Source organism: Bradyrhizobium sp. CCBAU 53421, assembly GCF_015291625.1.
GTDB lineage: Bacteria > Pseudomonadota > Alphaproteobacteria > Rhizobiales > Xanthobacteraceae > Bradyrhizobium.
The window spans coordinates 1,215,634-1,234,562 of record NZ_CP030047.1 but is presented as its reverse complement, the minus strand read 5'-3'; the positions used below and the strand labels follow the sequence as shown (position 1 = coordinate 1,234,562).

General features: G+C 65.8%; 24 protein-coding genes. 12 read left to right on the top strand and 12 right to left on the bottom strand.

Annotation, left to right across the window (positions count from 1 at the left end; all coding sequences use genetic code 11):
* The first annotated feature begins 11 nt into the window (after positions 1-11).
* Positions 12-905 (top strand): LysR family transcriptional regulator, encoded by an 894-nt coding sequence (locus tag XH92_RS05735; protein WP_194458371.1) that lies wholly within the window; start codon positions 12-14, stop codon positions 903-905.
* A gap of 179 nt (positions 906-1,084) precedes the next feature.
* Complete coding sequence (locus XH92_RS05730; RefSeq protein WP_194458370.1) at positions 1,085-1,363, top strand: hypothetical protein; 279 nt, start codon at positions 1,085-1,087, stop codon at positions 1,361-1,363.
* Between the two features lie 91 nt (positions 1,364-1,454).
* Here the strand turns inward: XH92_RS05730 and XH92_RS05725 are convergent, their stop codons facing one another.
* Complete coding sequence (locus XH92_RS05725; protein WP_194458369.1) at positions 1,455-1,775, bottom strand: PilZ domain-containing protein; 321 nt, start codon at positions 1,773-1,775, stop codon at positions 1,455-1,457.
* A gap of 317 nt (positions 1,776-2,092) precedes the next feature.
* Here XH92_RS05725 and XH92_RS05720 point away from each other — a divergent pair, with 317 nt between their 5' ends.
* The 3 genes from XH92_RS05720 to XH92_RS05710 all read left to right on the top strand — a co-directional run bounded on the left by XH92_RS05720 (position 2,093) and on the right by XH92_RS05710 (position 5,833).
* Complete coding sequence (locus tag XH92_RS05720) at positions 2,093-3,610, top strand: AMP-binding protein (protein ID WP_194458368.1); 1,518 nt, start codon at positions 2,093-2,095, stop codon at positions 3,608-3,610.
* Between the two features lie 144 nt (positions 3,611-3,754).
* A complete protein-coding gene (locus XH92_RS05715; protein ID WP_194458367.1) occupies positions 3,755-4,726 on the top strand; it encodes a S1C family serine protease in 972 nt (323 codons plus the stop codon).
* Positions 4,727-4,750: 24 nt separating this feature from the next.
* Positions 4,751-5,833 carry a phospholipase gene (locus XH92_RS05710; protein ID WP_194458366.1) on the top strand — a complete coding sequence of 361 codons (1,083 nt, stop codon included), beginning with the start codon at positions 4,751-4,753 and terminating at the stop codon, positions 5,831-5,833.
* Between the two features lie 212 nt (positions 5,834-6,045).
* On the opposite strand, the gene XH92_RS05705 is transcribed toward XH92_RS05710, so the two are convergent.
* Positions 6,046-6,945: an SDR family oxidoreductase gene (locus XH92_RS05705; protein WP_194458365.1), complete on the bottom strand. Its 900-nt coding sequence runs from the start codon at positions 6,943-6,945 to the stop codon at positions 6,046-6,048.
* Positions 6,946-7,002: 57 nt separating this feature from the next.
* Entirely contained in the window at positions 7,003-7,743 is a 741-nt protein-coding gene (locus XH92_RS05700) for an SDR family oxidoreductase (protein ID WP_194458364.1), read from the bottom strand.
* A 120-nt stretch (positions 7,744-7,863) separates the two neighbouring features.
* Between XH92_RS05700 and XH92_RS05695 the strand changes: the two genes are divergently transcribed.
* On the top strand, positions 7,864-8,751 hold the full coding sequence (locus XH92_RS05695; protein ID WP_194458363.1) for a LysR family transcriptional regulator: 888 nt from the start codon (positions 7,864-7,866) through the stop codon (positions 8,749-8,751).
* A gap of 63 nt (positions 8,752-8,814) precedes the next feature.
* Positions 8,815-9,021 carry a hypothetical protein gene (locus XH92_RS05690; RefSeq protein WP_176533628.1) on the top strand — a complete coding sequence of 69 codons (207 nt, stop codon included), beginning with the start codon at positions 8,815-8,817 and terminating at the stop codon, positions 9,019-9,021.
* A gap of 9 nt (positions 9,022-9,030) precedes the next feature.
* On the opposite strand, the gene XH92_RS05685 is transcribed toward XH92_RS05690, so the two are convergent.
* Together XH92_RS05685 and XH92_RS05680 are read right to left on the bottom strand one after the other, a co-directional pair.
* Positions 9,031-9,333 (bottom strand): AzlD domain-containing protein, encoded by a 303-nt coding sequence (locus XH92_RS05685; RefSeq protein ID WP_194458362.1) that lies wholly within the window; start codon positions 9,331-9,333, stop codon positions 9,031-9,033.
* A complete protein-coding gene (locus XH92_RS05680) occupies positions 9,326-10,003 on the bottom strand; it encodes an AzlC family ABC transporter permease (RefSeq protein WP_194458361.1) in 678 nt (225 codons plus the stop codon). Before XH92_RS05680 ends, XH92_RS05685 begins: the two co-directional genes overlap by 8 nt.
* Before the next feature lie 74 nt (positions 10,004-10,077).
* On the opposite strand from XH92_RS05680, the gene XH92_RS05675 reads away from it, so the two are divergent.
* Complete coding sequence (locus XH92_RS05675; RefSeq protein WP_194458360.1) at positions 10,078-10,680, top strand: ABATE domain-containing protein; 603 nt, start codon at positions 10,078-10,080, stop codon at positions 10,678-10,680.
* A gap of 157 nt (positions 10,681-10,837) precedes the next feature.
* Here the strand turns inward: XH92_RS05675 and XH92_RS05670 are convergent, their stop codons facing one another.
* The 4 genes from XH92_RS05670 to XH92_RS05655 all read right to left on the bottom strand — a co-directional run bounded on the left by XH92_RS05670 (position 10,838) and on the right by XH92_RS05655 (position 13,588).
* Complete coding sequence (locus XH92_RS05670) at positions 10,838-11,515, bottom strand: DsbA family protein (protein ID WP_194458359.1); 678 nt, start codon at positions 11,513-11,515, stop codon at positions 10,838-10,840.
* A 36-nt stretch (positions 11,516-11,551) separates the two neighbouring features.
* Positions 11,552-12,289, bottom strand: coding sequence for a sulfite exporter TauE/SafE family protein (locus XH92_RS05665; RefSeq protein ID WP_194458358.1), 738 nt, complete (start codon positions 12,287-12,289; stop codon positions 11,552-11,554).
* Positions 12,290-12,482: 193 nt separating this feature from the next.
* Complete coding sequence (locus XH92_RS05660; RefSeq protein WP_194458357.1) at positions 12,483-13,205, bottom strand: LrgB family protein; 723 nt, start codon at positions 13,203-13,205, stop codon at positions 12,483-12,485.
* On the bottom strand, positions 13,202-13,588 hold the full coding sequence (locus XH92_RS05655; RefSeq protein ID WP_194458356.1) for a CidA/LrgA family protein: 387 nt from the start codon (positions 13,586-13,588) through the stop codon (positions 13,202-13,204). Before XH92_RS05655 ends, XH92_RS05660 begins: the two co-directional genes overlap by 4 nt.
* A gap of 219 nt (positions 13,589-13,807) precedes the next feature.
* Here XH92_RS05655 and XH92_RS05650 point away from each other — a divergent pair, with 219 nt between their 5' ends.
* Entirely contained in the window at positions 13,808-14,650 is an 843-nt protein-coding gene (locus XH92_RS05650; RefSeq protein WP_194455273.1) for an IS5 family transposase, read from the top strand.
* Positions 14,651-14,778: 128 nt separating this feature from the next.
* Here the strand turns inward: XH92_RS05650 and XH92_RS05645 are convergent, their stop codons facing one another.
* Together XH92_RS05645 and XH92_RS05640 are read right to left on the bottom strand one after the other, a co-directional pair.
* Positions 14,779-15,258 carry a PaaI family thioesterase gene (locus XH92_RS05645; protein WP_194458355.1) on the bottom strand — a complete coding sequence of 160 codons (480 nt, stop codon included), beginning with the start codon at positions 15,256-15,258 and terminating at the stop codon, positions 14,779-14,781.
* A 5-nt stretch (positions 15,259-15,263) separates the two neighbouring features.
* Entirely contained in the window at positions 15,264-15,698 is a 435-nt protein-coding gene (locus XH92_RS05640; RefSeq protein ID WP_194458354.1) for a thioesterase family protein, read from the bottom strand.
* Between the two features lie 180 nt (positions 15,699-15,878).
* On the opposite strand from XH92_RS05640, the gene XH92_RS05635 reads away from it, so the two are divergent.
* Positions 15,879-16,436, top strand: coding sequence for a TetR/AcrR family transcriptional regulator (locus XH92_RS05635; protein WP_194458353.1), 558 nt, complete (start codon positions 15,879-15,881; stop codon positions 16,434-16,436).
* 63 nt (positions 16,437-16,499) lie between these two features.
* On the opposite strand, the gene XH92_RS05630 is transcribed toward XH92_RS05635, so the two are convergent.
* Positions 16,500-16,991, bottom strand: a complete 492-nt coding sequence (locus XH92_RS05630) for a hypothetical protein (RefSeq protein ID WP_194458352.1) — start codon at positions 16,989-16,991, stop codon at positions 16,500-16,502.
* 220 nt (positions 16,992-17,211) lie between these two features.
* Between XH92_RS05630 and XH92_RS05625 the strand changes: the two genes are divergently transcribed.
* Positions 17,212-17,487, top strand: a complete 276-nt coding sequence (locus XH92_RS05625) for a PsiF family protein (RefSeq protein ID WP_194458351.1) — start codon at positions 17,212-17,214, stop codon at positions 17,485-17,487.
* Positions 17,488-17,779: 292 nt separating this feature from the next.
* Positions 17,780-18,865, top strand: coding sequence for an AbrB family transcriptional regulator (locus XH92_RS05620; protein WP_371817952.1), 1,086 nt, complete (start codon positions 17,780-17,782; stop codon positions 18,863-18,865).
* The last annotated feature ends 64 nt before the right edge of the window (positions 18,866-18,929 follow it).

Sequence of the window (18,929 nt, the reverse complement as noted above, 5' to 3'; positions counted from 1 at the left end):
TGGATTCATCAATGCCACGACATGACGTCAGTGACCTGATCGCGTTCCTCGCGGTGGCGCGTGACCGCAGCTTCACCCGCGCCGCGGCGCGGCTCGGCGTGTCGCAATCGGCGCTCAGCCACACCATGCGCGCGCTGGAGGAACGGCTGGGCGTGCGGCTGCTGACCCGCACCACGCGCAGCGTCGCGCCGACTGCGGCCGGCGAGCGGCTGCTGGCCGGCATCGGACCGCGCTTCGAGGAGATCGAGGCCGAGCTCGCCGCGCTCAACGCGCTGCGCGAGAAGCCCGCCGGCACCATCCGCATCAACGCCGGCGAGCACGCCGCCGAGACCATCCTGTGGCCGGCGCTGGAGAAGTTCCTGCCGCGCTATCCCGACATCAAGGTGGAGATCACGGTCGACAACGGGCTCGCCAACATCGTCGCGGAGCGCTTTGACGCCGGCGTTCGCCTCGGCGAGCAGCTGGCCAAGGACATGATCGCAGTGCGGATCGCGCCTGACTTCCGCATGGTCGTGGTCGGCGCGCCGTCGTACTTCAAGCGGCGGGACCGTCCGAAACGGCCGCAGGACCTGACGCAGCACGCCTGCATCAACATTCGCCTGCCGACCCATGGCGGCATCTATGCCTGGGAATTCGAGAAGCGCGGACGCCCGATCAAGGTCCGCGTTGACGGACAATTGGTGTTCAACAGCACCGCGCTGCGGATCAGGGCGGCGCTCGCCGGGCTCGGGCTCGCCTATGTCGCCGAGGATCAGGTGCATGCGCAACTCGCCAAGGGCCAGCTGGTGCAGGTGCTCGACGACTGGTGCGCGCCGTTTCCCGGCTATCACCTGTATTACCCGAGCCGCCGGCAATCCTCGCCGGCTTTCGCCCTGCTGGTCGATGCGCTGCGCTATCGGGGATAGCAGGGACGACGCGGCACCGTGATCGCCGTCGGGATCCATCACACGGATATTTGCATTCCGATTGGGCGGCAGCCTCTGGGAACGCAACCAACACCGCCTACGTTATTTGATGTATGATCGTGCAGGCTTGGCGGGGTGTCGCCTCCGCTGCAGCCTCACCGCACCATCCGGACCAGCACATGTTCAAGAGCAAGTTCGCCATCATCCTCGCCGCCGGCCTGACGCTCGCGCCGGCCCAGCTTCTCGCGCAGGCCACCGGAGGCTCCGCGCCGCCGCCGCGGCCCGGCGACCGCGCCGCGTCGTCCAACGGCGTCGGCGGGACCGCACTTCCGGCCCAGACCGGCCAGCGCTATGCACCGTCGTCCGGCGGCAACTTCAGCGCGGCACCGGCCGCTCCCGGTGGCACGACCGGCAATGCCGGCAACGCTAACAACATCAATAACGCGCAGGGACGCTGAGGCGCGGCATGCTTGCAGTAGCCGTCGACGCCGGGCCTATGCGATCGGCGTTGGCCTGGCCGAGCGACCGCTGATCCGTTGATCCGCCGCGTCAGATCGCGCCAACCGGCTCCGCAACCGGTCCATCCGGCTCAGCTTCGGCGGTCACGAATTTGAGGCCGTAAGTCTTGCCGCGGCGCCAGACCACCTCACAGGGATAACGCTTGGCATGGTCGGCGAGCAGCGTCAGGGCAAGGCGATCCTTCACCTCGAGCTCGACCTCGGTGGTGATCTTGGCACCACCCGGCGAGATGTCGACCACGGCGCAGGCGTTCTCGGTCACGCCGTCATCGACGGTGATCCATGCGGCACGATTGTTGAGCTGGCGCCGCGGCTCGCGACTGACCTTGATCCGTGCTCCATTGCTCGCCATCGTCGTCGTCCTTGAAGACATTGGTCATTGAAAACTTGAAGACCGCGCGGGTCGATCGACGCGCCCGGCACACAATCGCACCGGCCACAATGCCGTTCCCCCGTAAAGTCCGGCTTAGCGCGATCGCTTGAACTTTACCGGAATCTTGCTCCGGCTTTTACCAAACATGGATTCTGCAATTCCATCAGCAGGATACCGGCTGCCTCGGCAGCTGTCGGCTTGACACGGAGACCGCACTATTGGTGAAGTGCGGCCGTGGCCTTGGCCACATCCCTGCAACAAGAGCGCTTCAAACCGCCTTCTGACGGAAACGACCCATGCTGATCCCCCTCGCCGACGTGCCGCGCTGGTATGCCGAACGCAAGCCCGCCGACGCGATCGCCGTCAGTCACGGCGCGGAGACGCTGACCTGGATTGAGCTCGAGCGCCGCGCCAATGCGCGGGCACGCGCCTTCGCCGCCAAGGGCGTCAAGCCGGGCGATTTCGTCGCGATCGGGCTGCCCAACAGCAACGCGTTCTTCGAGACCACGTTTGCGGTGTGGAAATGCGGCGCGACGCCGACCTCGCTGTCATGGCGGCTGCCGCGCGGCGAGGCCGCAGCCGTGCTCGAGATCTTGAAGCCGTCGCTGGTGGTCGGCGGCGAGGCAGACTGGAATGCGCCGAACTCGCTGCCGGTGAATTTCGCGCCGGAGGGATTTTCCGGGGAGTCGCTCGATGCGCCCGTTGCGCGCTACTGGAAGGCGATGACCAGCGGCGGCTCGACCGGGCGGCCGAAGGTGATCCTCGATCACAACCCCGCCGTGATCGAAACCACGACGCCGCTGATGCTCGGGATTCCTTTTGAGGCGTCGCTGCTCAACCCGGGCCCGCTCTATCACAACGCGCCGTTCATCCTGTCGCACGCGGCGCTGTTCGGCGGCGGACGGCTGACCGGCATGGTGAAGTTCGACGCCGAGGAGACGCTGCGGCTGATCGAGCGCGAGCGCGTGCAGTGGGTCAACTTCGTGCCGACCATGATGCACCGGATCTGGGCGCTGCCCGACGAGGTGCGCAACCGCTACGACGTCTCCAGCCTGCAGATCGTGTTTCACATGGCGGCTCCGATGCCGCCCTGGCTGAAGGAGAAGTGGATCGAATGGCTCGGGCCGGAGCGGGTCTGGGAGCTCTATGGCGGCACCGAGCGGCAGGGCGCCTGCGTGATCTCGGGCGTCGAATGGATGGCGCACAAGGGCTCGGTCGGCAAGATCGGCGAGACCGCGAAGCTACGCATCATCGGCGAGGACGGCAACGATGTCGCGCCAGGCGAGACCGGCGAGATCTACTTCCTGCCTAACGACGGCGCGGGCTCGACCTATCACTATCTCGGCGCCACGCCGAAACGGCGGCCGGATGGCTGGGAATCGCTCGGCGATATCGGCCGTCTCGACGAGGAAGGCTATCTCTATCTCGGCGACCGGCTCGCCGACATGGTGCTGCGCGGCGGCGCCAACATCTATCCCGCCGAGGTCGAGGCCGCGGTGAGCGAGCATCCCGAGGTGCGCTCCTGCGTCGTGGTCGGTCTGCCTGATCCGGAATTCGGCCAGCGCGTGCATGCGATCCTCGAGCTCGCCGAGAGCGCCGATGCGCAGAAGATCGCTGACGGCATGGGCGACTTCCTGAAGGACCGGCTCAGTCGCTACAAGCATCCGGAAAGCTTCGAGCGCGTCGGCACCGCGCCGCGCGACGATTCCGGAAAGGTCCGGCGCACCATGCTGCGCGACGAGCGCGCCGCGTGGATCAAGGACAACCGCAGCTTCCGCATCATGCCCGCGCGCGCGACGGCGAAAAGCGAATAGGTTCACTTCATCTTGCGAGGAGCTGGTCTGCACGCCAGATGAGCTGTGCAGGCCGCCGCGCAGGGTATATCATTCCATCTTCCCTGCCGGCAGAACCTCGGACTACCATGAGGTTCCAGCACGCTGCGCGCCAGGAGATCCCGGATGCCCTCCACCACCGAATGGAAAGTGCCAGCGGCCTTTCAGCCCCGCTCCGAAGATTACCGCTACGACCTCGATCGTGCGTTGATGAGTGTGGTTGGGCTGCATTCGATCATTCCGCCTGACGCGTTCAGCGCCGAGACGCTCGGCACCGAGCGCGCCGGCAACGGCGTCCTGATCGACGATGGGCTGGTGCTGACGATCGGCTATCTGATCACCGAAGCCGCGACGGTGTGGCTGCATCTCGGCGACGGCCGCGCGGTCGAAGGCCACGCACTCGGCTTCGATTTCGAATCCGGCTTCGGCCTGGTGCAGGCGCTCGGACGGCTCGACATCGATCCGTTGCCGATCGGCTCGTCGGCAGCGACCCAGGTCGGCGACAACGTGGTGCTCGGCGGCGCCGGCGGCCGCACCCGTTCGGTCGCGAGCCAGATCGCGGCCAAGCAGGAGTTCGCGGGCTATTGGGAGTATCTGCTCGACGAGGCGATCTTCACCTATCCGGCGCATCCGAACTGGGGCGGCACCGGACTGATCAACAATGCCGGCGAGCTGATCGGCATCGGCTCGCTGCAGCTCGAGCGCGAACGCTCGGGCCGCGCCGAACATGTCAACATGATCGTGCCGATCGATCTGCTCAAGCCGGTGCTGAGCGACCTGCGCAGGTTCGGCCGTGTCGACAGGCCGGCGCGGCCGTGGCTCGGCATGTACACGACCGAGATCGACAACCGCCTCGTGGTGGTCGGCGTCGCCAGCAAGGGACCGGCGGCGCGCGCCGAGCTGAAGACCGGCGACGTGATCCTCGCGGTCGACGGCGACAAGGTGACCAGCCAGACCGGCTTCTACCGCAAGCTCTGGTCGCTCGGCGCGGCCGGCGTCGACGTGCCGCTGACCGTCTATCACGAGGGCGTCACCTTCGACGTCACGCTGAGCTCGATCGACCGCATGAAGCTGCTGAAGGCGCCGCAGCTGCATTAATATAAAACGGAAGAGGCAGCGGCGATGAGCGAGGCCGTGGTTGACGACATCGTGGCCGTGCTGCCGCCGCTGCTGCAGACGCTGGAATCGCTGTCCTTTGTCGCGCGCAATCTCAACCCGCCGGATTTCGACCGCGTGATGCAGATCGCGGGCGAGCCGGAAGAGGCCTTGCAGGCGGTGCGGCCGCGGCTCGCCGACTGGCCGGAGAAATTCGCGCACATCAAGACCGCGCTGGAGGCCGCGATCGAACCGGCGCTCGCCGGCTATGCGGGCTTGCGCGCGGTGCAGAACGGCGAAGGCGACCTGGTCAGCGTATTCCGCGCGCTGCGCTATCTGCCGCGGGCGCAGGAGGCGCTCTATCCGCTGACCGAACTGCCGCCGGTCAGCGGCTTCTTCATCGCGCCCGATTTGCGCGAGGATGCCGAGCTGCAGGCCAAGCTCGCGGCGACGCCCAACGCCGACACCGGCATTTTCCATGAGCGCAATGATCCGGGCAGCCGCGGCGGCTTCTCGATGTATGTGCCGGAGTACTACACGCCGGATCGCACCTGGCCGCTGGTGATGGCGCTGCATGGCGGCAGCGGCAATGGCCGCGGCTTCCTGTGGAGCTGGCTGCGCGATGCCCGCAGCCGCGGCGCCATCCTGGTGGCGCCGACCGCGACCGGCCAGACCTGGGCGCTGATGGGCGACGACACCGACACGCCGAACCTCAACCGCATTGTCGACCAGGTGTGCACGCGCTGGAAGATCGACGAGACGCGCATGCTGCTGACCGGCATGAGCGATGGCGGCACCTTCAGCTATGTGAGCGGGCTCGACGGCGCCTCGCGCTTCACGCATCTGGCGCCGGTCGCGGCCACCTTCCATCCGCTGATGGCCGAGATGGCCGATGCGGAGCGGCTGCGCGGCCTGCCGATCTTCATCACCCATGGCCGGCTCGACTGGATGTTCCCGGTGCAGACCGCGCGCCAGACCCAAGGCCTGCTGTCGGCCGCCGGCGCCAGGGTCACCTATCGCGAGATCGACGATCTCAGCCACACCTATCCGCGCGAGATCAATGCCGAGATTTTTCGGTGGCTGAACGGCGAGCGGGCCGACAGCGTCTGATACGCCGCCGGGCTTTAGCTGCGTTGCGTAGCCCTATTCCCGTCACCCTGAGGAGCGCGAAGCGCGTCTCGAAGGGTCGACGGCCCGGCTGCGGCCGCGCGGCTGCATCGGGGCCGTGCATCCTTCGAGGCTCGCTCCGCTCGCACCTCAGGATGACGGTGATGGAGGGCCCGTGGCACGATCCCATCCCTGCCGTGGATCGAAAGCGCAAGCTACCCATTCACCCGCGGCTTGAGCAAATCGGAGGAGCCGACCCGGTGCAGCATCTCGTTGCGGACGCGGTCGATCACGCCGAATGCGACCTCGGCACCGTCCTGCGTCGGATCGATGTGAACACGAAACGGCCGCTTGCCGAACGGCGTGTCGACGACTTTGACGATCGCGTCCGCAACCAGCGACGCGTCGGCATCCTCGGGCACGATCGCCGCGAACGCCTTCATGATCTCGTCGCCGAAGCCGGCATAGGGACCGGCTTCATATTCGGCGACGCGCGCTTCGTCCGCGGGACGGCCGGAATGCGCGAAGTGATTGGTGCCGCCGGTGAAGGCACCGGGCACGATGATCGAGGTCTCGATGCCCCAGCGCGAGAGCTCGCGGGCGTAGATCACCGCCATCGCATCCATGCCGGCCTTCGCCGCGAAATATGGCGCGAGATAAGGCGGCGTGCCGCCGGCCGAGCTGGAGCTCGACACCCACACCAAAAGTCCCCTGCCCTGCTTGCGCAGCTGCAGCAGCGCCGCGCGATTGACGCGCTGGGTCGAGAGCACGTTGACGTCGTAGAGCTCGGCAAGCTGCTCGGGCGTGAACGCCTCCGCCGGTCCGAACACCATGTGGCCGGCATTGTGCATGACGACGTCGAGGCGGCCCGCCTCGGCGACGATCTGTGCGATCGCCTTGTCGACTGACGCCTGCGAGCCGACATCGAGCTCGAGCGCGCGCAGGTCGACCTTGTTGTCGCGAGCGAACTCCTCGATATCGGCGACCGCGGCGGCGTTACGGCCGGTGGTGTGGCGCATCGAGGCGTAGACAGTGTGGCCGGCCCTGGCGAGCGCGTTGGCGGTGAGGCGGCCAAAGCCGCTCGAAGCGCCGGTGATGACGATGACCTGTTTCATGACACGTATCCTTTTGAAATCGGGTTGACCGAGTGCTGGGTTGAAGGTGTGCGAGCGTCAGACCAGGCCGCCATTGGCGCGCAGGGTCTGGCCGTTGATCCAGGAGCCGTCGGGACCGGCGAGGAACGACACGGCGTTCGCGATGTCGTCAGGCGTGCCGAGCCGCTCCAGCGGGACCATCTTGGCGAAGCGCTCGATCAGCTCGTCCGACTTGCCGTTGAGGAACAGATCGGTCGCGGTCGGACCGGGCGCGACGGCATTCACGGTGATGTCGCGGCCGCGCAACTCCTTCGACAGGATCGCGGTCAGCGATTCAATCGCGGCTTTGGTCGCGACATAAATGCCGTAGCTCTCGAGCCTGGTGCCGACGACGCTGGTCGAGAAGTTGACGATGCGTCCGCCATTGCGCAGCCGGCGTGCCGCCTCGCGCATGGTGTTGAAGCTGCCCTTCAGATTGACCGCGACCTGCTGGTCGAACGCCGCTTCGTCGCTGTCGGCGATCCTGCCGAGCTTCATGATGCCGGCATTGTTGATGAGCACGTCGACGCCGCCGAATGCCGCTTCCGCCGCGTCGAACATGCCACGCACGGCGCTGGCGTCGCTGACATCGGCCTTCGCGGTCAGCGCCCGGCCGCCGGCGGCCTCGATCCTGTCGGCCACCGCCTGGGCGGCCTTGGCGTCGCCGGAGTAGTTGATGACGACGGTGAAGCCGTCCTTGGCAAGGCGTTCGGCAACCGCCGCGCCGATTCCGCGCGAGGCCCCCGTCACCAGAGCTACCTTGTTGGCTTGGTTGGTCATTTTTCAGTCTCCATCCGATAGTGCGGCCGAGCCGCGTTCGATGGAGGGACCCTAGGCCTTGGAATTATCCGGATAATCATGCATTTTCTGGCATCACTATTCGTTATTTGCGGATAATAAATGGACCGTTTCGACGCGATGCGCGTGTTCAGCCGGGTAGTGGAGCGGCGCAGCTTTTCGCTGGCCGCCGATGATCTCGGCTTGCCGCGCTCGACTGTGACGGACGCGGTGAAGGGGCTGGAAGCGCGCCTCGGCGTGCGGCTGCTCGAGCGCACCACGCGCACGGTGCGCCCGACGCTCGACGGCGAGGCGCATTACCGCCGCTGCCTGTCGTTGATCGCCGACCTCGAAGACGCCGAAGGCGCGTTCGGCGGCGCGCGGCCGAAGGGGCTGCTGCGGCTCGAAGTGCAGGGCACCCTGGCGCGGCACTTCCTGCTGCCGAACCTGCCGGGCTTCCTCGCTCAATATCCTGATATCGAGATCAACATGAGCGAGAGCGATCGCTTCATCGATCTGATCCGCGAAGGCGTCGACTGCGTGCTGCGCTTCGGCAGGCTGCCCGACAGCGACATGATCGCGCGGCAGGTCACGATGCTGGAGCGGCTGACTTGTGCCACGCCGGATTACTTTGCACGCTTCGGCATGCCGAGCGATCCGTTCGCGCTCGACGGCCATCGCATGATCGGCATTCGCTCCCTGACGACCGGACGCTTGCGCCCGATGGAGTTCGTGATCGACGGCGCGCTCAAGCAGTTTCCGCTGCCGGCGCCGATGTCGGTGACTGGCCCCGAAAGTTATCTGGCGAGCGCCAGGCTCGGTCTCGGCCTCGTTCAGGTGCCGCGTTTCCACGCCGAGACTGATTTGGCAAACGGAACGCTGATCCCGGTGCTGCAGCAATGCCCGCCGCCGTCGGTGCCGGTGTCCCTGCTCTATCCGCGCAACCGACAGCTTTCGCCGCGCGTGCGCGTGTTCATCGATTATGTGATGCGGGTGTTCGCGCGCAGTTGATCAAGCACCGGAACCACCGCTGCCACCACGACGTTATCCCGCCGACACCGGAGGGATGAAGCAATGCGGACGTTTTTCGGCATGATTTTGGGCGCGCTGCTGCTGGTTTGCGGCGTCTATGTCTATGATTCGATGCGGACGTCGAGCGTCGCCAACGGCGAAGTGGCACAGGATACCCGCACCATCGTGAATTGGGATGTCGCAGCCCATGACTGGAACCTGCTGAAGACGCGCACCCGCGAACAGTGGGACAAGATCGCGTCGAAGTAACCGCTGACGTCACAGCCCGATCGAGGACGCCGCCAAGGCCGCACCAAAGCCGGCACCCAACGCGGCCCATTCCCTCGCCGTGATGGCCATTGTCACCAGCGCGACCATCGTCCCGACGAGACCTGCCAGCCCGCCGGACAGGCAGCCGCCAACAATGAATGCGATGAACAGATTGCCGGGCGCGAGCCGAAGGAAGCGCGCGGCGATACCGTCGTCGCGCATCGACGCAGCGAGGACGTATCCACCGGCGCGCATCGCATAGCAGGTGATGCCGAGGATGCAGATGACGCCGAGCACCTGCAGGTCATCCATCCTTCCGCTCCAGCATGCTCACGAGCGTGCCGCATCCGCCTCCGATCAGCATGGACCAACTGGAATCCACGAACCGGGCGACGAGAAGCGCTGCGACGGCCGAGGTCAGCCACGGCCAGGGCGATCGCGCGTTCTTCCACTGGCTGGGAAGCAGGGTCGCAATGAACATCGTCGGTAGCAGCGCGGCGGCGAGCTTCAACGATCCGTTGGTTGCGACCGGGGCGGCATAGGCGAGTGCGGTGCCGCCGACCCAGCCGATCGCCATCGGGATGCTCGATCCGAGTAGATAGCCCGCGTCGGGCCCGTTGCGGTCTGCATCCGAACTCGTCATCAGCCACGACGCATCCGCGAGCAGAAACAGGCTGAGCAAGATCTTCCGGGGCGCGAATCCGCCAAACAGCTGGCGCAGATGGGCGCCCATCAGTAAGTATCGTGCATTGGTGGCGATGCAGGCAACGACCATGGCGGCAACCGGCAACGGCCTCGCCCACATGCTCAGCGTGATCGCCTGGGCGGTGGCGGAGTAGACGAGCAGGCTGAACAGGATCGCTTCCGGCGCCGCGAGCCCAAGTCCCTTGTAGGTCAGTCCCATCACGAGGCCAGCGGCGCCATTGCTGAGCAGGAACGGCAAGGCCGCGACGAGGCCCCGCCGGAATCCGGCTGTCGTCATCGTTGGGATGCGTCGAGACGGTTGGGCACTTGTAATGGTCATGACCGTTAGATTAAACTTGGTAAGAGGCCGTGATGTCAAGGGATCCCGCGCGGGCAGCGACACAGTTCTTCGGTGGGCGGGTCTGCCTCGACTTCGCGAACACGCTCGACTGGCGGACGTCGAGCGATCCGCAGGAGCTGATCCCGGACTACGCTGCGCTGTTGTCCTGGAGCGAACGCCGCGGGACCTTGCCGCTCGCAGCGATCAGGAAGCTGAAAGCGCATTCGGCGAGCAGCGCTGCCGTGGCCGCGATGCAGAAGGCGCATGATTTGCGTCGCGACATCTGGAGCATTTCCGACGCGCTGCGCGGTGGCCGCAGCGTGGATCTCCGTCTCGTCAATCGGATGCTGTCGGCGGCTCCGCGGCAGCCCGACCTCGTGCGGCAGGATCGCGGCTATCGCCATGCGTTTGCGGGGACCGACGTGACCGAGCCATTGTGGCCGGTGCTGTGGTCGCTGACGGCCCTGCTGGCGTCCGATGATGCGGGCCGCATCGGATGCTGCGAGGCTGACGGCTGCGGCTGGTTCTTCGTCGACGAGAGCCCGAACCGGACTCGCCGATGGTGCTCGAGCGAAGTATGCGGCAATCGCGAGCGCGCGCGGCGCGCCTATGCCAAGCGCAAGGGCTCCGCGTAAGTGAACGCCAGAGCATGATCCGGAAAAGTGCGAAGCGGTTTTCCCTCGCGACAAATGCATAGCATTCGCGCGGAGATCATGCGCAAACAAGAAGCTGAAGCGCCAAGAATCTGAAGCGCGACGACGTTTCTTGATGTCATCGCGCTTTTAGCGCGCCTTAGTTCTGCTCGGTCTTGCGGCCCATATTGGCCTTGCGCGCGTCGGCGATCACCTGCTCGAACTGATCCATGCTGAGCACGCCCGGCACGCGATACTTGCCGACGATGAATGACGGCGTGCCGTTGAAGCCGAACGCCATCGCCTGTTCGTTGTTGCGGGCGAGGATCGCATCGATCGCCTTGGCGTTGGCGTCAAGGTCCTTCTTCAGCCGGTCCATGTCGAGGCCGGCGCCCGAAAGCAATTCGGCGATCCGCGGCTCGGTGATGCGCGAATTGACCGAGATCATCGCCTCATGCGCGACGTCGAACTTGTCCTGGTACTTCGCCGCCAGCGCCATCCGCGCCGCGACCTTGGACACCGGCCCGAGGATCGGCCAATCCTTCAGCACGAGGCGGACCTTGCCGTCGTCCTGCACCACCTGACGGAGTTCCGGCGCCAGCTTGCGGCAATACGGACAGTTGTAGTCGAACCATTCGACGATCGTGATATCGCCCTTGGGATTGCCAATCACCGGAATATCGGGATCGCGCAGCACCTGCTCCTCGGTCAGAACATTGTCGTCCTCGGCGCGCGCGCCTCGCGCGGCCAGCAGCGCGATGCCGGCACCGACGAGGCCGAGCGCGTCGCGGCGGGTGGCGCCGGCATTGTCGAGAGGGGATTTCGTCAGGTGGTTCATAGCTGGCTTTCGCAAGGGCTGCTCGCCCTTCTACGTTCAGGACACATTGATGTTACGCAGCAGCATATAGATCGCCACGACGATAATCACAGTCGCAAACACGATATTAAGCGCGCCGCGGCGTTCCGACAGGTGCCGGGCGCTGCTGGTGCCGAGGAGCCCGCCCGCGATGCCGCCGGCGACGAATAGCCCCGCCAGGCTCCACGACACCAGCCCGGACCACGCATAGCTCAAGGCCGTGGTCACGCCGAAGGCGGTGACGGCCACCAGCGAGGAACTGACCGCGTTCATGATCGGCATACCGGTCGCCAGCATCAGGGCCGGCACGATCAGAAAGCCGCCGCCGATGCCGAAGAAGCCGGACATGGTTCCCGTGGCGAGCCCGAGGCCAATGATCGCAGGCATGTTGGACATCGAGATTTTGACGTCGGTCAGCCCGACCCGCGCGCGGCTCTTCAGCATCAAACCCGCGATCACAAGCATCACGATCGAGAACAGTGCAAGCAGCTTCTGCCCGTCCAGCATCTTGCCGAGGATCGAGCCGCCGAAGGCACCGAACATGCCTGACAGCGCGAACACCAGCGCGCAGGACCAGATCACGGTGCCGCCACGGGCGTGGTTGGACAGGTTGATCGCGGCATTGGCCGCGACCGCGATCGCCGAGGTGCCGATCGCGACATGCGGCTGCGGCACCCCGACCACATAGACCATCAGCGGCACGGCAAGGATCGACCCGCCGCCGCCGACCAGGCCCAGCGAAAAGCCGACCAGCATGCCCGATGCCAGCCCAAGCACGCTCTGAGTTGCGGAAAAGACCAAGGGGAACAGACTCGCGTTTGCGGCGGCAATCCTAGAAGGATTTGCTGCTCAACGCCATACCAATAGCACAAAACTGCCCTGCACCCGGCGACTCGCTATTTGAGCATGATCTTTTCGGAAAACCGGTCCCCACTTTTCCGGATCATTCTCAGCGTAGCAGATAGGTCACGGCCAGCGGCACCAGCAGCGAGGTGACCAGCGCGTTCAGGCTCATCGCGATCCCGGCGAAGACGCCGGCGACCTCGTCGACCTGGAAGGCGCGCGCGGTGCCGATGCCATGCGCGGCGATGCCGGCGGCAAAGCCCCGGCCGCGAAAGTCGGCGATCCCTGTGAAGTTCATCAACGGCGTAACGATGATCGCCCCCATGATGCCGGTGAGGATCACGGAGACCGCGGTCAGCGAGGGATCGGCGTGCAGGGATTCGCTGATGCCCATCGCAACGCCGGCCGTGACCGATTTCGGTGCCAGCGACAGGATGATGTCACGCGGCAGCCCGAAGGCCTGCGCCAGCAGCACCACCGAAACGATCGCCGTGAGCGAGCCGACCGCGAGCGCAACCAGCATCGGTAGGACCGCAGCCGCAACCCGCCTGCGGTTCTCGTAGAGCGGCACCGCGAGTGCCACCGTCGCTGGCCCGAGCAGGAAGTGGACGAACTGCGCACCGGCAAAATAGGTGGTGTAGGAGGTCCCGGTCAGCAGCAGGAACGCGCCGATGATCCACAGCGAATGCAGCACCGGATTGGCGAGCGGGTGACGCCTCGTCTTCAGCGACACCGCATCGGTCACGGCGTAGGTCACGAGCGTCACCGTCAGCCAGAGCAGCGGCGACTGCGAGAGGTAGACCCAGAGCGAGAACGGATTGTCGCTCACGGGTTGTCCTCCTCGCGCGAAAGAAGACTGCTCGCCGCGACGAAGGTCGCGACCGTCGCCAGCAGCGTGACGATGACCGAAACCGCGAGGATCACCAGGATCGCGATGCCGTGCTCGGCGAGCAGGTCGAGCTTCTGCACCACGCCGACGCCGGCCGGAATGAACAGCAGCGAGAGATTGGCAAGCATGCCACGGCTTGCGCTCTCGACGCCGTCATTGCCGAGCGGACCGCGCGCGAGCGCCGGAAACCGGTCGCGCGCCAGCAGCAGCAACAGCAGCAGCACCAGCCCGACCACAGGGCCCGGGACGGGCACGGCCAGCGCCCGCACGGCAACCTCGCCGAACAGCTGGCAAACCAGGATCAGACTGAGGCTGGCGATCATGACAAGGCGCTCACGCGACGCATGCGCGTATCAGGTCGTTGTGGCGGGGGCTTGTCAATGCAGCGGACTCAAGCGTGTGCGCAAATGCTGGGCATTCCTCTCAAGCTTCTCGCGCCTCTCAAACAAACCCGTCATCCTGAGAGCCTGACTGAAAAAGCAGTGAGTGATTTCGGTTGGCTGTGATTCCTTCGGATTTGCGAAGATTCGAGGGAGGGCACGATGCCGTGGACCGAAATCACTCGCGTCGAGTATCAGCGCAATGGGCTGCGCTACACAAGCGATCTGACCGATCGGGAGTGGGCGCTGATTGCCCGACAGATGCCGCCGCGGCGGCGGCTGGGGAGACCGCGGGAAGTCGATTTGCGCGAGGTCGTACAGGCGATCCTCTACATCCTGTCGACCGGGTGCCAATGGCGGGCCTTGCCGAAGGAGTTCCCGCCGTATTCGACGGTTCAAGGGTATTTCTATGCTTGGCGCGATACCGGACGCTGGCAGAAGATTGTCAAACGTCTGGTCCGGCGAGCCCGCCAGCAGCTTGGGCGCAAGCCCAGCCCGACCGCAGCTGTGATCGACAGCCAGAGTGCGCCAACGACCCAAGCTGGCGGCGCGCGGGGCTACGACCCCGGCAAGCGCATTTGCGGGCGTAAGCGGCATATCGTCACCGACACCGATGGCCTGCTGCTGGCCGTCCATGTCCATCCTGCCAATGTTCAGGACTGCCACGGCGCCGTTCCGGTGCTGGAGCGACTACGCCGCCGCTTCCCCAAGCTGCGCCACGTCTTTGCCGACCGTGTTTACCGCGGCGAGCAGCTTCTCAAAGCCCTGGCTCATTGCAAGCCGTGGACGATCGAGATCGTCCAGCGACCGCATGGCGTCAAAGGCTTCCAGCTCTTGCCTCGGCGCTGGGTGGTCGAACGCACCTTCGCCTGGTGCGGTAGGTGCCGCCGCCTTGCCAAAGACTTCGAAGGGTCCGCCGCAACCGAGACCGCCTGGATCCTCGTCGCACACCTCAGGCTACTAACTAGGCGCTTGGCATGCCCAAAAACATTCAGCGCTTTTTGAGTCAGACTCTGAGGAGCGCGCTCTTGCGCGCGTCTCGAAGGATGCACGGCCCGGATGTTTCCGCGTGTCGCCTCTCCGCTGGCGAAAGCGTGGGCCGTCGACCCTTCGAGACGCCGCTTCGCGGCTCCTCAGGGTGACGGAGATAGAGCTCCGCTCGTCACTGGCGGCTCCCGCCGCTGCAGCGCCATCAGCGTGCCGCTCATGGTCGCGACCAGCGTCTCGATGCCGTCCTGCACGGCGTAGGCGCGGCCGTCGCAGACCGTCAGCGTCCGGCCGGGCTTGACCACGACGCCACGGAACACGAACCGCTCGCCGCGGGCCGGCGCCAGCAGGTTGGTCTTGAACTCCACCGTGAGGATGTCGGAGCCTTCGGGCATCAGCGTGAAGGCGGCGATCCCGCAGGCATTGTCGAGCCCCGCGGTGATGATACCGGCATGCACGAAGCCGTTCTGCTGACAGAATTCCGGCGCATAGGGCATCGCGAGATCGACCTCGCCCGGCTCCATGCGCGCGATCGAGATGCCTAGCGTCTGCATTGCGCGCTGGCGCGCGAATGTATCAGTCGCAACCGCGCGGAAGTCGGGATTCTTCGGTTCGAAGCGGGGCATGGCAGTCACGCAGTCACCGGTTCTGACGGCACGAGGTGCGGCATCGCGGCGTAGCGGATCGCCGGTGCGAACGGCGCGGATTTGCGCGCGCTGCGATCGATATGCACGGCCGCGATCTCGCAGGTCGCGGCGATCTCGCCGGTCTCCGCGTTGCGCATCTCATGCAGGATGCGGACCGACTTGTCGCGGAACTCGACCAGCCGGCTCTTGACCTCGACGAGGTCGCCGGCGAGCAGCTCGCGCTGATAGGAGATATTCTGCTGCACGGCGGCCATGCCGCGGCCGGACTCGCGCAGATAGCTCGGCGTCAGGCCGAGCCGCGCGAACATGTTCCAGCTCGCCTCGTCGAACTTGCCGACATACCACATGACGTTCATGTGGCCGATGTGGTCGCAGTGCCAGGGATAGACCGTGCCGCGATACGTCGCCTCGCCCTCCATGCTTACCTCCGTGAATTCTTGATACGGTAGCGTATCACTGGCGAAGCAGGCTAGCAATACGGTACCGTATCAGGGCATGACCCGGAAAAGTGCGAAGCGGTTTTCCGAAAAGGTCATGCTCAAACAAGCGACTAGTGCGCGATGACGATCTCATCGCGCATGGGGATACGCGGAGATCACATGACTGAAAGCAAGGGCGATGTCTGGGTCGCGGCCGGCTTTGCCGAACTCGCGCATACCGGCGTCGACGGCGTGCGGGTCGAGGTGCTGGCGAAGAATCTCGGCGTCACCAAGGGCGGCTTCTACCGCCGCTTCAGGGATCGCGCCGCGCTGCTCGAGGCCATGCTGACGCGCTGGCGCGACGGCCGCGTCGCCGCGATCGAGAAGCAGACCGCGCTCGACGGTGCCAGCGCGCGCGAGCGGCTGAAGGCGATCATCACGCTCTACTCGGAGCGCATGAACACCGAGGCGATGGCGGTCGAGCTCGCGATCCGGCAATGGGCTCGCACCGACGAGGCCGCGGCGGCCGCCGCCGCGAGCGTCGATGCCGCGCGGCTGAAGAATGTCGGCCAGCTCTATCGCGCCACCGGGCTGCCGACTGAAGAGGCCGATGCCCAGGCCTTCCTGTTCTACTGCTTCATCTTCGGCCAGAGCCTGTTGTTTCTCGAACGCGGCCCGCGCAAGCGCGCGCAATTGCTGGCGCAATCGGCGGACAAGCTGCTGGCGGAAAATCAGTAGCAGTTCGGCCAAAAGAAAAGCGGCCGGCTAACGCCGGCCGCTCGTCAAACCCGGTTAGTTGGCTCAGGCGCCCTTCAGGCGCTTGTTGCATTCGCTGTAATAGCCGCCGCCCTTCTGGATCCACTTCAGGCCGCCATTGCCGCCGGTGGTCTTGTTGGCATTGTACTGGTCGAGGCAGCTGTGCATGCGCTGCTTGCCTTCGGTCTCCTTGGCGTATTTGGGATCGATGGCGTTCGGAAAGACGGCGGGCCCTGCCGGTGCGGCGGGTGCCGCCGCAGGAGCGGCTTCCCGCTTTGCTTCCTTCGGCGCGGCCGGAGCAGGCGCGGCGGCAGCGGGCGGCGGAGCGGCGGGTGCCGCCGCCGGGGTCGCGTCGGCGCCGCACTGGGCCTTGCGGAAATCATTCCACTTCTGGCCGCCTAAGGTGCCGGCCGACTTGGCCGCCTGGTACTTGGCGCTGCACTCCTGCGCGGTGAGGGCCTGCGCCGGCGCGCTCGCCGCAAAGGCTGCAAAGCCCGACACCGCAATCACGCACAACAATCTGGTCTGAATGGTCATCCCTGGTCTCCCGTCATCCCTGGTTTCCCGTGGGGTTTCCCCTTGGAGCTTCCCTTGGGGGGCATTGGCGTAAGACCATTATCCTAGCGCAACCCCGACTTGCGACAACGCGCGGACGCCCTTGGCCGCTAAAATATTGTGGCGGCGGGACCGCCGCACGTTCATCCACGGTTCAGCATCGCCGCGCGACGTTTCGGCTCCCTTCCTCACGAGGTGCCCCATGATGACGATTTCCAAGCTCGCGACCGCAACCGCCCTTGCCTCCCTGCTGCTGATGGGCGGCGCTTTCGCGCAAACCGCTGCGCCCGCCGCCAAGGACGCCGCTCCGAAGGCGGAGGCCAAGGCACCGAAGGAAGCCAAGCCGCGCACCGCCGAGTCGCTGGAGTGCTCGAAGCAAGCCGATGCCAAGGGCCTGCACGGCAAGGAACGCAAGAAATTCCGCTCCGAATGCAAGAAGGCGGGCGGCAGCGCCATGGCGCCCGCGGCGACAAAATAACACGCACGCTCAGGCCACCCTCCCCTGGAGGGGGAGGGTCGGCAAGCATCGCGCGAAGCAAGATGCTTGGCGGGGTGGGGTGACGGCTCTCGCATCGGGTGCTGCCCGTGCTGAGAGATCACCCTACCCCGCCTCGCATTCGCTTTGCTTCATGCGAAGCGACCCAAGAGCGAGCTTCGCTCGTCTCGACCCCTCCAGGGGAGGGTGAAGCAGGATTCGTCACGTTTTGCTGCGCAATGCTGCAATCGCGAGATGCAATTGTCGCGTGGTTGCGAATTTGCCATAAGGCGGCGTGACCCTGATCCGCGCTTCGATGGCGACCGCCATTCCCGACCGCAGCAAAGTTCTGAACGGGCTCGAGACACTCGTCATCGGCGCCGGCGGCGGCTTGCTGTTTTTATGGGCGGGATTGCCGGGCGGCCTGATCTCGGGCGCGATGTGCGCGGTCGGGATCGCAGCGTTGGCCGGACGGCCGCTCGCGGTACCGCCGGTGCTGACGCAATCGGTGCTGCTGCTGCTCGGCATCTCGCTGGGCTCGCTGATGTCGCAGCAATTGCTGCAGCATATGAGCTCCTATCCGCTCACCATCGCCCTGCTGGCGCTGGCGACGTTCTGCTCGACCTTCGGCTCGAGCCTCTATCTGCAGCGCATCCATGGCTGGGACCAGACCTCGGCCTTCCTCGCCGGCAGCCCCGGCGCGCTCTCGCAGATCACGATCCTCGCCGCGGAAAAGGGCGCCGACGTCGCGGCCATCGCCGTGGTGCAGACCATGCGCGTCATCATCCTGACCGCGGCGCTGCCACTGGTGCTGGCGCTGACCGGGGTGACACACGCGGCGCCGCCGCCATTACCGACGACGATCGCCTCGCCGTTCGGCCTCCTCGCCCTGGTCGCCGGGTCGATCGGCGTCTCGCTGCTGCTGCGCTGGATCAAATTCCCCGCCAGCTGGATGTTCGGCGCGATGCTCGCTTCCAGCCTGCTGCATGGCTCGGGCCTGGTCGACGGCGGCCTGCCGCCCTGGCTCCGCAACATCGCGCTGGTCGGCATCGGCGCGCTGATCGGCACCCGGTTTGCGCGGATGAAAACCTCGACCCTGCTGAGCCACGTCAATGCCGGGCTCGGCTCGTTCGCGATCGCAATCCTGATCTCGGCCGTGTTCGTCGCGGTGATCGCCTTCAGCACCCATGTGCGGCTCGCCGACGTCGTGGTCGCCTTCGCGCCCGGCGCGATGGACGCGATGCTGGCGCTGGCGCTGACCTTGCACATCGATCCGATCTTCGTCGGCGCGCATCATCTGTCGCGCTTCCTGTTCGTCACCATCTCGACGCCCGGCATCATCCATCTGTTCGGACGGCCGCAGGACGACGTCGACGATTAGCTCTACCAACCGTCATCCCCGCGCAAAGGCTTCGCCTTTGTCGCTGGAGGAGCGCGGAACGCGC